Origin of the sequence: Pseudoalteromonas sp. SCSIO 43201, from assembly GCF_023716725.1 — a bacterium.
GTDB classification, from domain to species: Bacteria; Pseudomonadota; Gammaproteobacteria; order Enterobacterales; family Alteromonadaceae; genus Pseudoalteromonas; species Pseudoalteromonas peptidolytica.
Genome location: NZ_CP072684.1, coordinates 312501 through 326303 on the forward strand (window position 1 = coordinate 312501; position 13803 = coordinate 326303).

Annotated in this window: 19 protein-coding genes and 1 tRNA gene (1 of these 20 cut by a window edge); 2 read left to right on the forward strand and 18 right to left on the reverse strand. The window is 48.0% G+C overall.

All coding sequences use genetic code 11. From position 1 onward, the window contains the following. On the forward strand, positions 1-700 hold the 3' portion of the coding sequence (locus J8Z24_RS18095; RefSeq protein WP_252095901.1) for an alanine/glycine:cation symporter family protein. The gene continues 719 nt to the left of window position 1, outside the view; the window shows 700 of its 1419 coding nt (coding positions 720-1419); its start codon lies off the left edge, out of view; the stop codon is at positions 698-700. A 163-nt stretch (positions 701-863) separates the two neighbouring features. Next, positions 864-940: transfer RNA gene (locus J8Z24_RS18100), tRNA-Pro, on the forward strand. Between the two features lie 190 nt (positions 941-1130). Here J8Z24_RS18100 and J8Z24_RS18105 read toward each other — a convergent pair. From J8Z24_RS18105 to J8Z24_RS18190, 18 genes are all read right to left on the reverse strand, one after another. After that, a complete protein-coding gene (locus J8Z24_RS18105) occupies positions 1131-2141 on the reverse strand; it encodes a contractile injection system protein, VgrG/Pvc8 family (protein WP_252095902.1) in 1011 nt (336 codons plus the stop codon). After that, complete coding sequence (locus J8Z24_RS18110) at positions 2132-2341, reverse strand: tail protein X (protein ID WP_252095903.1); 210 nt, start codon at positions 2339-2341, stop codon at positions 2132-2134. The genes J8Z24_RS18105 and J8Z24_RS18110 overlap by 10 nt, the downstream gene beginning before the upstream one ends. After that, positions 2319-2717, reverse strand: a complete 399-nt coding sequence (locus J8Z24_RS18115; RefSeq protein ID WP_252095904.1) for a phage tail protein — start codon at positions 2715-2717, stop codon at positions 2319-2321. The genes J8Z24_RS18110 and J8Z24_RS18115 overlap by 23 nt, the downstream gene beginning before the upstream one ends. Next, a complete protein-coding gene (locus tag J8Z24_RS18120) occupies positions 2714-5527 on the reverse strand; it encodes a phage tail tape measure protein (protein ID WP_252095905.1) in 2814 nt (937 codons plus the stop codon). The genes J8Z24_RS18115 and J8Z24_RS18120 overlap by 4 nt, the downstream gene beginning before the upstream one ends. Positions 5528-5648: 121 nt before the next feature. Then, positions 5649-6215 carry a phage tail assembly protein gene (locus J8Z24_RS18125; RefSeq protein WP_252095906.1) on the reverse strand — a complete coding sequence of 189 codons (567 nt, stop codon included), beginning with the start codon at positions 6213-6215 and terminating at the stop codon, positions 5649-5651. A gap of 67 nt (positions 6216-6282) precedes the next feature. Next, complete coding sequence (locus J8Z24_RS18130; RefSeq protein WP_252095907.1) at positions 6283-6789, reverse strand: phage major tail tube protein; 507 nt, start codon at positions 6787-6789, stop codon at positions 6283-6285. Between the two features lies 1 nt (position 6790). Beyond that, a complete protein-coding gene (locus tag J8Z24_RS18135; RefSeq protein ID WP_252095908.1) occupies positions 6791-7960 on the reverse strand; it encodes a phage tail sheath protein in 1170 nt (389 codons plus the stop codon). Continuing rightward, positions 7960-8145, reverse strand: coding sequence for a hypothetical protein (locus tag J8Z24_RS18140; protein WP_252095909.1), 186 nt, complete (start codon positions 8143-8145; stop codon positions 7960-7962). Before J8Z24_RS18140 ends, J8Z24_RS18135 begins: the two co-directional genes overlap by 1 nt. A 93-nt stretch (positions 8146-8238) precedes the next feature. Then, entirely contained in the window at positions 8239-8472 is a 234-nt protein-coding gene (locus J8Z24_RS18145; RefSeq protein ID WP_252095910.1) for a hypothetical protein, read from the reverse strand. Beyond that, on the reverse strand, positions 8472-9200 hold the full coding sequence (locus J8Z24_RS18150; RefSeq protein ID WP_252095911.1) for a hypothetical protein: 729 nt from the start codon (positions 9198-9200) through the stop codon (positions 8472-8474). The genes J8Z24_RS18145 and J8Z24_RS18150 overlap by 1 nt, the downstream gene beginning before the upstream one ends. A gap of 12 nt (positions 9201-9212) precedes the next feature. Further along, a complete protein-coding gene (locus J8Z24_RS18155) occupies positions 9213-9866 on the reverse strand; it encodes a hypothetical protein (RefSeq protein ID WP_252095912.1) in 654 nt (217 codons plus the stop codon). 3 nt (positions 9867-9869) lie between these two features. Further along, complete coding sequence (locus tag J8Z24_RS18160; RefSeq protein ID WP_252095913.1) at positions 9870-10175, reverse strand: hypothetical protein; 306 nt, start codon at positions 10173-10175, stop codon at positions 9870-9872. After that, positions 10172-10537, reverse strand: coding sequence for a hypothetical protein (locus J8Z24_RS18165; protein ID WP_252095914.1), 366 nt, complete (start codon positions 10535-10537; stop codon positions 10172-10174). Before J8Z24_RS18165 ends, J8Z24_RS18160 begins: the two co-directional genes overlap by 4 nt. Beyond that, positions 10537-11547, reverse strand: a complete 1011-nt coding sequence (locus J8Z24_RS18170) for a phage tail protein (protein ID WP_252095915.1) — start codon at positions 11545-11547, stop codon at positions 10537-10539. The genes J8Z24_RS18165 and J8Z24_RS18170 overlap by 1 nt, the downstream gene beginning before the upstream one ends. Then, positions 11544-12314, reverse strand: coding sequence for a phage tail protein I (locus J8Z24_RS18175; RefSeq protein ID WP_252095916.1), 771 nt, complete (start codon positions 12312-12314; stop codon positions 11544-11546). Before J8Z24_RS18175 ends, J8Z24_RS18170 begins: the two co-directional genes overlap by 4 nt. Then, positions 12265-13275 carry a baseplate J/gp47 family protein gene (locus J8Z24_RS18180; RefSeq protein ID WP_252095917.1) on the reverse strand — a complete coding sequence of 337 codons (1011 nt, stop codon included), beginning with the start codon at positions 13273-13275 and terminating at the stop codon, positions 12265-12267. The genes J8Z24_RS18175 and J8Z24_RS18180 overlap by 50 nt, the downstream gene beginning before the upstream one ends. Beyond that, the gene (locus J8Z24_RS18185) at positions 13247-13609 is read right to left on the reverse strand and encodes a phage baseplate protein (RefSeq protein ID WP_252095918.1); all 363 of its coding nucleotides are present in this window, start codon (positions 13607-13609) and stop codon (positions 13247-13249) included. The genes J8Z24_RS18180 and J8Z24_RS18185 overlap by 29 nt, the downstream gene beginning before the upstream one ends. Then, positions 13606-13803 carry a hypothetical protein gene (locus tag J8Z24_RS18190; protein ID WP_252095919.1) on the reverse strand — a complete coding sequence of 66 codons (198 nt, stop codon included), beginning with the start codon at positions 13801-13803 and terminating at the stop codon, positions 13606-13608. The genes J8Z24_RS18185 and J8Z24_RS18190 overlap by 4 nt, the downstream gene beginning before the upstream one ends.

Below are 13803 nucleotides of genomic sequence, written 5' to 3' on the forward strand. Positions count from 1 at the left end.
TGCAATGGGTATCGAACAAGCTGGCGCTGGTGCTATTGGCTACGCGGTAATGCAAGCTATGCTTCAAGGAATTAAACGCGGCCTATTCTCAAATGAAGCCGGTATGGGTAGCGCTGCAAACGCAGCAGCAAGTGCAACACCAAATCCGAACCATCCTGCATCGCAAGGTTATGTGCAAATGCTAGGTGTATTTGTAGACACTATAGTGATCTGTACCGCGACAGCTTCGCTTATCCTTTTATCTGGTCAGCTTGAGCCAAACTCTGGCCTGACCGGCATTGAGTTAACGCAATCTGCGTTGGTTCACCATGTAGGTGAATGGGGTGCAACTTTCGTTGCAGTCGCTATTTTATTTTTTGCTTTTACTTCTATTGTTGCCAACTACAGTTACGCAGAAACCAATCTGCTGTTTTTAGATCATCATTCAAAGAAAGGAATGATGGTGTTTAGAGCTTGTGTATTAGGTATGGTCATGTTTGGTGCAGTAAGTGAACTCGGATTAGTTTGGACCCTCGCCGACATTTCAATGGGGTTAATGGCTGTAGTTAACGTGGTTGCACTCTTTATGCTTCGCAAGGTTGTGCTGTGGCTTGCTGCCGATTATAAAAAGCAGCTTAAAGCTGGAGTAACCCCCGAGTTTGATCCGAGTACCAACCCTGAAGTAGAAAAAACACTACCAAAAGGTATTTGGACTAAGTAAACCAATACAGCGCACTAATGCTTATATTTAGTGCGCTTTCTTCTTATACGACCCAACGTTAATGAAAACGAACACAAAAATACGCACTTAAGTTCATTTAATGTCCAAACAAACCAACCACTTATTGCCTTTCAAAAAAAAATCCGTATAGTAGTCACCAAGTCGGCATATAGCGCAGCTTGGTAGCGCACTGTCATGGGGTGTCAGGGGTCGCAGGTTCAAATCCTGCTATGCCGACCAGCTTTTCCTTACCCTAATCAATAAGTTATATCAATTTTTACAATTTCTGTTTCATCTCTTGTGGTAATTCCGTGGTAACAAGGTGGTAAATCAAATTTCTTGTTCCTCAAATATACTTATAAAATTTTTTAATGCTTTTGTTATTTTTGAGCACTCCCTACACCAAAAATATTGATATGTTTCGACTGAATTATTTACTTGGTTCTGTAGCTATCACCGCGCATCGATAACCTCCAGAGGCGTCACCACGCGCGGTAACTTTATCAATTGACCAGTCTCCTGCCATTTCAGGCGGAAACGAATCGCTCAACGACATTAGGCCTTCTGCGACCAAATTAGGATCACCAGGCAAATCCATGCGAACGCACGAACCTTGGCGCTTTACTCGAGTAAGCTCGTCACGGCACGCCTGCAATGCCACAGCCTCCTCCTCATAAGACTGGCGCAATTTCTTAAATGGCGCTTGACCGTCGCTAACCTCATGTTCTTGGCCTGTCGCAACATCAGTCCAATTTGCTTTAACACCAGAAACGACCGTCCGACTGGGACGCTCAAGCTGACAATTAATAAACTGCCCCTGATCTGTTGGATCATTATTTGATGGCAACGCTACCGATACAGGCGGAATATCTTGCCCTGTTATAGTCTTAACCTGCCCACGCTTAGCAAGCACATACAGGTCATTGATAGGCTTGGCTACAGCATCACGCTCACGTGCCAGGCGTGAGAGAAACGCACCATCCGTTTCATCCAACTGGTCAACGTGGCTTAACTGTATACTTTCGAACTCAATAGCAACTCGAGGGCTAAAACCATGCGTAGATACCACTTCTCTAAATAGATCCGCCAGTGTAGTGTCAGTGAATGTGCGCGTACGCCGCTCCTTAAAACCTGTTGAATCATCAACTTGAAATGGTGCGGCAGTAGCCACAATAGTAACTGTAGGCGGAAACAAACGAGGAACAATGCGTGTAATTTTAAACTCGCCTTTGTCTACCAAGCTTCCCTCGTATCCCTCGAACCAGCGCAGCACAGCCCCCTCTTTAGGAATGCCGGTCTGGCCAGCCGTATCAACTGTTAGCGTTACCTGGTCGGACTGAATGCCGGCAGCGTCAACACGCTCCCACGATACCAGCCTGTTATTAATAATCGCCTCACCCGGGCCACTCGCCCGTACCTGAGGTCTAAAGCCTAATCCCATATATTCACCACTCTCTTAGGCTCTGATCCCGCCAATACTGGAAGACATATTTCTACGCCAGCCGGCAAAACAGGACCATACAGCTCAAGTCCAGGATTAAGCTCATACAACGCTTCTTCAGCTTCATCATCAGCTCTACCCAGCGCCTGAAACAAGACAATAGCAACGGTATCACCATCACGACTGCGTATTACTGTCACCGGCATACTCCTCTAGCTCAATGGTAAAATTGATAACAATAGCCGTACCGTCATCAATAATACGGTCCTGCTTTTCTTGAAGCTGTTTAAGCGTCCATAAGCCAAGGTTGCGACCATAACCATCAGTCAAAACTAATGGCTCTCGCCTTGCTTGCATAGCTCGCAGCGCATCCAAATTGGCCATGCCATCAGCTCGGAACCATGTGCCTCTGATACTGATTTTCTCAAGCTGCTGGCCCGTGTTTTGACTAATTGGTTTCTGGCCATAACGAGGGACGGCAACCCATCCCCCGTCACTTGAACGTTGCAAACCAGAGTAAGGCGTGCCCTCACTTAGCGAAAAAACGAAGTCACCGAGCGACATCATCTGCCTCATGTATCTCTCCTATCAGATAAACTAGCATCAGAACGAACGCCCACATCAGAACCGCCAAACATCACAGGCACCAGCTCAGCCTTCATCCTTTCTAACAGCTGATTTGCAACGCCTTTGTCATACTCAGGATTACCGCTAGGTTGTATCTGTATGACTGGTGCAAAACTGATCTGACGATTACTGTTCACCAGTTGCTTTGATTGCTCTGCCACCGATGCTGGAGCAGGTTTATCCGTTTTGTCTTCACTAAACCAGCCGCCAATGTTCTCGCCTAGCCACTGGCCAAGCTCACCACCACCAATACCGCCAACTACTGAACCGATGACACCGCCCACAGCCGTGCCTATCACTGGCACCACTGAACCTATAGCCGCTCCTGCCATCGCACCAGCTGCTGCACCTCCAAGGCCGCCAATCATGTCGCCTGCAGTACCGCCTATCTGCTTACCGTCACCATTTGCGATTGCAGAGGTCAGCGCTGCTCCGGATAACGCAATATCCAGAGGCCGGAATAGCTTACCCGCACCACCCAGTAACGCCCCACCAATAGGCAACGCATTAAATAGATCGCCTGCAGTGCCGGCTACGGCAGCACCGGTCATGGCAAGCTCGCCAGCATTGGCATTTGCCGACATCACAGACAAAGCCGTACCGCCACCTAAAAGGGCTGCCATACGCCCCCACTTGCCACCTCTAGCGCGGCGAGCTTGTCGATAATAATCCTTGCCAGCTAGAGATTGCGCCTGCAATGAAGCACCACCAAACAAATCAGTGATGCCACCAACCAAACGACCGGAACGCCTGCCAGAAGAACGACCGCGTCGACGTCGATTAGACTCATAACCACCGGAGCGACCACGGCGAGAACTCACACTATTTAGCTCTTGATTAAATCGTGACAGCTCGTTAGTAGCCTTTCTTGCATTAAGTGCCGTGTTATTAGTAACTCCAGATAATTGCTCTCGACCCAAACGCAAACGATCGAGACCATTTCCCATGGTCAGCCTAGCCAGCTTAAAAGCAATCGCTCCAGCTTTGACGACTGCAATAGCTCCCGCCACCGCCAACAGACCACTGGCCAACTTTGGATTGGCTTCAGCAAAATCACTGATCCCATCAACCACCGTCATCAATGGTGGAACGACCGCATCGATAACTGGCAGGAGACGATCTCCTAGTACAACCATCATGCGATCAAATTTGGCAGACAGCTGCGACAACGTATGACTACGAGTCTTCGCTCGGTTTGCATATTCATCATTGACGCTGCCTGCTCGGTCAGCCTGTTTCTCTACACGGCCAAACGCCGCTATCAAGCCACTTTTATCGTCATCCAGCGTGGTGACCAATTTAGCCACCGCACCTTTAACCTCTTCACCAAACAACTGAGAAATAACAGCGCCACGTTCAGCCGCATCCACATCCTGCAGCTGACGCATTACTTGAACTAAAGTGCCCTGCGCATCTTCCTGCATCATGCTGGCCAACTCATCGGCATTAAAGCCCAGCTTGCCCATGGCCTCTTTCTGACCATTTGTCGCTGCATAACCAGCTGTCAAACGTCCAGTAATATTTTTTAGTGCAGTAGCTGCCACCTCTTCAGTGGCTCCTCCTGCAATAAAGCTGGCAGACAATGCTGCTGTCTGGTTGTAATTCAGACCAGCACCCATGGCCGTAGAACCTTGCCGCACCATAACAGCAGCAATGTCTTTAGCTTTAGCGTTCATATTGTTGCTAAGATAGTTTGTGGAATCGGCCAGATCTAACGCGTTCTCCTGAGTTAAGCCCATCGCCGCGCGCCACGTAGCCAGTGTAGAGCCTGCTTCTTCTGCAGAAACATCCCAAGCTACTGACATCTTTGTTGCTGACTCAGCAAACTTGAGCAATTTGGTTTTCTCTATGCCGCTTTGACCTGCGGCTGTAACTATCTGAGCAATACCTTCCTGGCGCATACCTAAGTCGCCAGCAAGCTTCATCATCTTAGTGCGGTATTCCGCCTCTTCCTTTTCATCCTTGAAATTAACGACTTTCTTAACGTCAGCGAAAGTACTCTCATACTCGACAGCGCGCTTTCCAGCCAACACCATTGGCGCAACCATTGCTGCCGTTTCCATGGCCTGACCAACCAGCTCTCCTTTTTGTGCATTACGTTCAGCAATACGCCCATTCAGAGACTGGATCCGCTTTAACTTGGCTTCCTGCTGCGCTAACGCCTGGTTAGCCTTGTCTGTTTGGCGAGCAAGGCGCAGCTGCTCAGCGCCAAGCGAATTGAGCTTTAGACCTGCAGAGGTTAAATCATTGCGCAATGAGCCCAGCTTTTGTGACTGCTGGCCATATTCGGTGGTTAGCCGGCTGGATGCTTGCTCAGCGGTTTTAAGTGCCGACTTTTCACGCTTATACGCCTGCTCAGCCTGTCTCTTAGCCTTTGTGAGTCTAGTAACTTCTCTGCGTGCCGCCGCTACCTGCTCTGACTCTGCGCCATACGAGTGAGCAGCTTCAAGCACCGCTTGTTCAGCCAGTTTGAGCGATCGTGTATGCCTGCGCACAATGTCCGAAGCCTGAGCTTCAGAGTTTTTCAGCCTAGCGACCTCAGTACGAGCTTTTGATAATGCAGCGCGAGTATTCTCGGCTCGGGACTCTAAACCTTTGAATCTGGCGACGAGCTGCTGCTTCTTATTCAGCTCACTCAGCGTAGAGCTAGTTTCAGCAACTTTGCTTTGTAGCTTACCAACACTTTTAACCGCCGTATTAACCGGCCGGCTAAACTTGTCGATTGCCGAAAGAACGATAGACGTCTTGTTATTGTCCACAGCTACCTCTTATTAATTCCAAGCTTGGCTGCTGCCAGGTGGTACCGACGCATCGCCTCATCAATACGCCAGTTTTTTATCTCCCCAGGTGCAACGTGATACACCAAAGGAATAACATCGGTCAGGACTTCGATGTCTTTTGGCGAAAGTAATCCGCCGATTTTTGCAAAAAATCAATCAACCGCTCCTGCAGCTGATTCCAATCTGGCAGACTCATGCGCTCCAGTTCGGTATGACTAAACCCAGTGCAACTGGCTGAAATGAATAGCGTGCGTTCCCATTCATCATTGTGTGAATCCATCAAGTCGGTAGTGGCTACTGTCGGCGGACGCAACTTGTAGCCGGTCACTTCTCGGCCATCGTCACCTTGGAACGGCACTAAAAGCGTTGGCTCATCTTTGTTGAACTTGCCATCAATCAACTTGCTGCCTGGTGACTGCATCAACTCCAAAGCTAAACTCTGGATCGAGTTATAATCTGGCGTGACTAGCTTTTTCAGCTCATTTTTACCAAGTCCCGTGCTCTCACAAATACACGCTCTCAGAAGAGCCGTATCATCACCTTTGTGATCATCACTCAACTCTCGATGCTGACCCATGGTCAGAGTGACAACTTTTACTGTCTTGCATGGCTTACCACTGGCATCTTCAATAGGCCAAACCAAGTCGTGTGTTTTTGCTTTAAACATAATTCTGCTCCCAAATAAAAAAGGCCCACCGAAGTGGGCCAACTGTAGCTACACAGGGGAATTGCTATTAAGGCATGCCAATGTTGCGACGATGCTCTGCCATTAAATCACCATTACCCAAATCCAAGATTTGCGCATTGCGGTCGATGTTATAGATAACTTTGCCATCTTCGGTTTTCTTGTACGCGCTGACCGCCATCTCAAACTGATGATCAGGCAGCTCGCCCATCTTGCTGGCAGACTCTGTAATGGACGTGATTTCACCAGACAACGAATACACAATGGCAAACTTATTGCCGCCTTCATCCTGGTGCGACTCTTTCACGTCGACCTGACACAATTCACCTGCAGCTAAACCGTAGGCCGAAAGCAGCTCCTGGTTGGCACCTTTGACCTTCCATTTGCCATTCATCTTCTCAAGCCCGACCCAAATTTCGCCGGGGATAAACGCACCACCTCGCGTCTCCTGCATGGCTTTTTTGATTTCAGGTGGCGTAAATTCGTCCAGTTCTTTTACCAGAGGATTACCATTAATAATCCCCTGACGGGTAATACGTGAGCGTTGCCCTGCCATGTTATAGGACCTCCTCTAAAAACGCTTCGACGATACCGGTATCCTCAATGAGGTGATACACCATGTGCTCGTTCGGCGCGTAGCCGTGATACTTGATCGCAATATGCCATTCGCCATTGCGATAGTTATCCACGTTGTTTAACGTGGGGTGAAGATAAACCTGAGCACCTATGATGGTTTCGTCAGCCTGCAGGGACTTCAGCCAAACATTCAGCTTAGTAATTTCCTGATCCATGAATGACTTGCTCAGGTTTCTAGCCATCGCTCGCTGAGCCGTTTTAGCCAGCTTACGAATAATGGCGTACTCAAGACTTACCTGAGATACAAAGCGGCCAGTAACAGTGCGGTTACCAATCAATGAGAAACCACCCATCGATGTGCGCGCAAAATAGCTAACACCATGCTTGTTCAACAAACCACCATTTGTTGATTTATCCATAATGTTGTAATCGATGGTACGCGAAGTGCCACTAATCAATGCGCCCATGCCGCCTTTAGCTGGACTCTCCCACGCTTTCACACGTGCAAAACAGCTCAACGCAATGGCAGCTGCAGAGAAATAAACATTTCCCTTGGCCGCCTGGCTATAAACGGACACCTGAGGATCAAGCAGGTAAAAAGCGTCATACCCCGTGCCCTCACCGCCCAAGCTCAATGAATAGTCGACCGCGGCCTGATCGTTCGTGTTAGGACCATCACCAACCGGCACAGCAAACAAACGCTTACCCATGGCCGCTAACGCATCCGCAACAGGCTTAGTATTAAAGCCTGGGGCACAGATATGCGTAGGTGTCTCCATGCAATCAGCCAGCGACTCAATACCGGTTCGCTGACCTGTCGCTGCTTCCACCTTACCAATTACATTGTTAGTGGTTGCCGCAGCATCTACACCCTCATCCACAATGACGGCATAAATAGGCACAGACACAAGACGGAAAATCTCGTAACACGTACGCCACAGCGTACCTCGCTCCGCTCCTACCGTGTCCAGCTTGGCCGCATCACCAAGGTTGACAATGCGAATAGGACTGTTTTTTGGTAAGGACGCATCGGCGTCAGGTGCGGTACCGACCAAGCCCAACACAATACCACCCAACGGCCCCATCGGTGGTGGTGCTGGATGACGTTCGACGCTGATACCGTTATGCACAAATGATGCAATCTCAGGCATTAGTCTGCTCCTTTAGTTGTCTTTGTGGTCGGCAGCTTGACCTTACCGCCCAGGATTAAAAATTCGGCTTCGCTGGGAAGCAGATCAACGATTGCGCCTTTACCGTGCCAGCACTTAATGTTCGGACATTGGTAAGGGTCCGTTACTTCATACTTTTGGCGCGGTGGCTGTTTTTGGACTGCCATAGTGGCCTCCTGCTAATAAAAAACCCGGCGCATGGCCGGGCTTCAGGCATAAAAAAACCGCTTTCGCGGTCCACTTGCTATTTCAAAAAAGCGCTAAGGCAAGATCTGATACAAGTCCTCAACTTTCGGCCTCTCTGAGTTAGCCCACGCTCGACATGCATCGATAAAAGCATGCATTTTGCTTTTTTCCTCATCTGTACCAATGCGCTCAACTGTCAGTTGTTTGCCCACGGTGTAATAATGTGTAATGTGCCTTTCACAGCGTTCATTAACATCTCTTTGACTCAAAATAACATTTGAGTAATCTATGATTTCATTAACCATCATTAGCTCCCAGGTTGTGCATCATAAGGGTTTTCACCATACATCGACGGCCAGTAGCCCCATTTTGGTGAGTTTTTATTAAGTGGAACATACCCTGAAACAATAGCTGGCCAAATAAATAATACCTCTCCCGAATCAGATCCTACTCGAGGATGAGCATGCAAATATCTTCCTGGTTGACCACTAAAATGTTGACCGCAGAGCCCCCATTGAGTTGTAACTCCATATAGCCACCACTCACTGATAGAACCACTAACCAGTTTTGCATAACTAGCTGTAGTAACCATACCGCTAGCGTTACCAACTGGATTTGGAAACATCGTATAACTGCTATGAATTCCTGATTGATAGCCACTCCACGCCATTCTCATAACTCGTATTGCCGGTTGAAAGTACTGAGTGCCAGTCATTCCCATAGCCGTTAGAATTTCTTGTTCTTCAGAATCACGTTGAGACCAAGGTGTTCCAGGATTTATCACTCTATATAGAGAAACATCTATCGTATATTGTGAATTTTTAGTAAAAAAATCCAAACTATTAGCAGTTAAATTACAGTATTGATTCTTACTCTGACGAAAAATCGCATTTTCCAAACGAGCTTGAACCATAAATTGATCAAACTCTGTTTCAGCTTGATCCATTCGCTGGTCAATTTGACCCATCTTACCCGCCACTGTACCTGTCATATTATTGACTGACTGGATCAGGGCACCAATTTCTTGCGTACTCATGAATAACTCCTCTTATACGCTGTTAATTTGCGTTGTGCCGTTATCAAAAGCGGCGGTTAATTCGGTTACTAAACTACTTAGCTCCTGGTTAGTACCATCCAATCCAGACTGAGTCGCGTAATAGCTAGCGGCTTTCCCAGCCAAAAGCTGGCTGTCGGCAGCCTGCTCACTTTTCAGTAAGTACCGGCCATCAGAAACCACCTTATCGTAAACATCGGCACTGTTCGCTTTGTTAGCCAAAGTGGTGATAATGGTGCCAATACTGTCTTGGTTATCCTTTAACGCCGTAGCCAACTCATAAACTGTATTGAGTTCTTCTGGCGCTAAGCCAATCAAATCCTGAAACAACTGGTCGACTTCGGACTTGGTATAAGTGACTGCTTTATCAGCTTTGGTGGATAAGTCTGCAATGTTCACAGAGATAACCGCATCACCGCTGCCATCAAAGGACACCTGACCAGTCGCATGGCCAGCTAATGAAATTATTCGCGCCACCTTGAGCGCGTGAGCATGGTCTGCCGTAGCAGCCAACCGGTTGGTTACTGTCAGGTAATTAACGGTACCACCCGACTTGTCTAATTTATTTCGTAGTTTTCCATCAATGGTCCCAAGTAGAGTGCTGAGCTTACTCAACATAATCCCCAGTGGGCTGGCAGGATCTACCATGTGCTACTCCTGCGCCACTAGAGCGCCTATATAATGGTCCAGCGTTAACGACATGCTGCTGAACATTTGCTGCTGCTCGGCCTGTACAAAGCCCGCCAGCTGCTCAGCCTGTTGAGCTGCTGCTTTCGCTTGTTCGGCCATGGTTAAAACACTTTGCGCCACAGTACCAACTGGACCTTGGACGCCGATCGTCACCACATTAATGCGCGGATTGCCGCTTTGCAGGATAGTCACCTGGTAATCTCCGGCAGACATCCGAACAACATGACGAACAGTATGGCGCATCACGATGCGGTGAGTCGTGTTCATTGCACCACTCCTTTTGTGAGCGTGGCCCAGCCACGCACTAAGCTGTAAGTATCGTCACTAGGAAACGTAACCCGAAGCTCCCAACGAGCATCTTGCCAAGCATTTATGTCCTGGCTTACCGTTTTAATCGGTGCGATATGTACAGCAATATGTCCCTGACTTGGCTCAGGTAATGTGATACTGCCTTCAGCACTGGTACAACTCAGCAGTAACTCATTACTTGCCCCATCGCGCACCTGCAGGACAACACTGCAGCCCGTTATATCAACCGGCTGCAGACGACCATTGTCAGCTTCCATTTCCCAAATCAGTTCAAAGTTAAACGTGGTACCAGACACTAGCTCTAAACTTTGCTCGTCCATTACTCCGCCCTGATAATAAAGTGTGAAACGATGTACGGCGGATTTTCAACGCCACGAATATCAGTCACAATTTGTCGCCATCGATCTGAATTATTTACAATCTGCAATGATTCACGTTGAACATAAAGACTCTGATACGCATTTTTAAAACCTAAGGGGTTATTATCACTAAAGCCAACCAATCGACGCCCTAGCGTATCTGGTACTTTATTCTCGCCATACGTATCTTTTAATGCTGCTTTCAACAAAGGGTAATGAACTGGATCATAGACAGCACCATTACACCATAAGAAACCTGATGGAAGGTCATGCCCAAAGTACGGCAGCACACCACCAATTGGAATGGCTTGAATATCTCCAACATTACTCACATCCGAGATTATTTGACTGATTTTCTGTTCTAATGTTTTAACCTGAAGGTTGAGATTATTCGCTAAATCCACTGCAACATTCAGCTTTTCCTCAGTGTTCTCAGATGTCCCTAAAATATTTTTCTGCAACTCATCATGCTTAAACTGCTGCTGTATTTGACGATGCATGCTATCCACTTGCGCAATTGCTAAGTGAGTAAACTCTTCTTCAATCAGAATATTGAGGTTCTCAGTGCCGACGACAACCGTCACCGTTTCACTTGGCAGCGCACTAAGATCAAGCGTGAGCGGCTGAATGCAGTGACCGTCTTTAGCTTTGTAGTTCAGCGTGGTATTAGGTGCCGAAATAACTCCAAGCAAAGTACCAGATGCTAACCAAAAACCGAGCTCACGCACTGCGTACTCTTGCGGCCCTGAAAATTTAGCAACAGCCTGTAACTGGCCAGTCCCCAAGTCTTTATATTCGCTAAACTCAACACGCTGCAGCTCATTTTGCAACGCTCGCTGATCCGGGTTGGGAGTATATGCCCGGTCACCAGCTGACACGTAATTAAGTTCGGCTTTCAATCCCTTTTCTTTTGCACTGATACATTCGTCCAAACCTGCTCTGGTTATGACTAACTTTAAATTCTCACTCATAAGTCCGCTCTTGCATTAATTACTGTATAGTTGATGCTGCCATTCACGTAGCCAACCATATTCAATTGGCCATACGTTCTGACAACCGGTATTTTTGCGCTGACACAGATAGGACAAACATTGATTTGGTTAGGTATTGCACCGGCGACCGATACACCGATGTGTGCCTCCGGCATTGGCCACAACTGTGCATTACCATCCGTTTCGCTGTAGTTCGTCACCGGCGCTCTAGCACCAGCCATACCCATACTGGTTTCAACCCCGAACATTAATGACAGTTCGATTTTGTCCCGCTCAGACTGAACTTCTTTTAAGTAGGCTTTGAGTTTGTGTACGTTCTCAACGTTAACGGGTTTATTTCCACGCTCCCAGGCAACAATCTCCAAACTGTAGGGCTCACCAACAGGGTTTTGCTGGTACCAGGGCTTGATCTCGTTTTCAAACTCAAAAGATGCCAGCGCCATCTTCAGCCCAGCGCGAGTACCAGATAACTTGCGAACTTGCCAGGCATTACCAGCAAGGTTTCGCTTTACATGCTCTGAGTCTGCAGTATCCCAAACAGGCAGTTGCTTCTCTGCCGCCAAATAAGGCACCACATTCAACGGAGTGCGCCAAGCGTTTAATAAGTTTGGATAAATACTGTCAACAGCATACAACTGCCTGCTTAGAGATAGTTCTAAACCGTGCTCCAAATGGCTGCTGTTGTCTGGCAATACACTATATGTTGTCAACGCTTTCAGTGCTGACGATGATTTGGATTGACTCAAGATAAGGTGCCTCGCTATACGCGCAGCGCAGCGGTTGCGCTGGCTCAGTTATTTCGCCTCGATGCGCACCAGTTGACGTCATTATCACGTTATAAAGCATCGATGGCTCAATCCTACCGCCAAGCCGATGCTGCTCTGCTGCATAACCCCGGACTGCCATTTCTGCAGCAGCCTTAACCACCTCTGCATCAGGACCCGGTCTGATATATAAATGCGCATCACAGCGCCACGTTCTTATTGTTGGCGGCTTCACAGTGATCAAGTCGGTTTCTTGTGCAATATCGTCACGCTCTAAATACGCCTGTGTGGCATCAATTAACTCAATAGAGGGATAGCCATTACCTTCATGCGACAAGATATAGCAATCAACCACACCAGGCTCTACTTGACGCGCTTGAGCGTCTTTCGTTTCACCCGCTCGTTCATGCTCTAAAAATTCATACTTAACAATGACTGTCTTTGGTTCAGGACTCTCAACCTTAACAATCGGCCTGCCGCCTAGCGTCATTGCATGAAAACGGTAACCGGAACGAGTTCCTGTGCTTGCCAGTGCATACGCTGCGAGATAGTAACGTGTTAAAACCGATTCATTACTTTCCATCGTTGGCGGAACTGGTGGAAACGCATCCGGATTACCAGGAGATAAAACTTGTCGCTGCACACCTAGCTGACTCGCTATTAAGTTAACCATGGTATTATCCGTCGCATACATACCGAACATCTGTTGCGCCTGGCTGTTAAACTGCCGGATTTGGTTCTGCAGAATAATGGTAAATCCCTCGACAAACTTGGTTAACAGCTCTGCCTCATTAGCCAGCGTTTGTTTAACCTCTGCGACATCTTCAGGCGAGCTCTCCGCTATATAATCAAGCAGTCCTGATTTAACCTTGCTCAGTAGCGTTTCAAATGGCGGCGTCTTAATGATGTCCGATTTAGGTAATGGATTCTGATGTGGAAACATTTTCTAACGGCACTCCAAACTTAACCGGCCGACCTTGCCACCGACCCTCAAAATACAAATGCAAACCACTGGCATGGCGTACAGCCACACAACTTGTCGGCGCAAAATCCTGCAACCCATTCGCTGGGTTATAAAACGCTTCGATGGCTGCCGCTTGTGTTCGTACCAACATGCTGTCTGACATATTTGCGGCAAGCGTATCTCGCACCCGGGAGCCAAACTTTGGCCGCTTGGCTCGACCACCTAGCGGTGTTGTCATCACCTGAGTGATTCGACTGACCAACTGGTCAAAGCCGCTAATCTGTCGGCCTGTTTTGCGATCAATACCTATCATTTAATCTGGTAACTCCCTGCCGAAGAGCCTCCTGTAACGGGTACCTCTGCGGCACTCGTAAAATGCTCTACCATAGCCTCTGCTATCGCCTTCGCGATAACACCCACTTGCGCATGCTCACCTGACGTTTTGAACCCTGCCGCTTGTAGTTTCTGAATGATCAGCCCTTCAAGAGCTCCGGAACTTAACGCCAT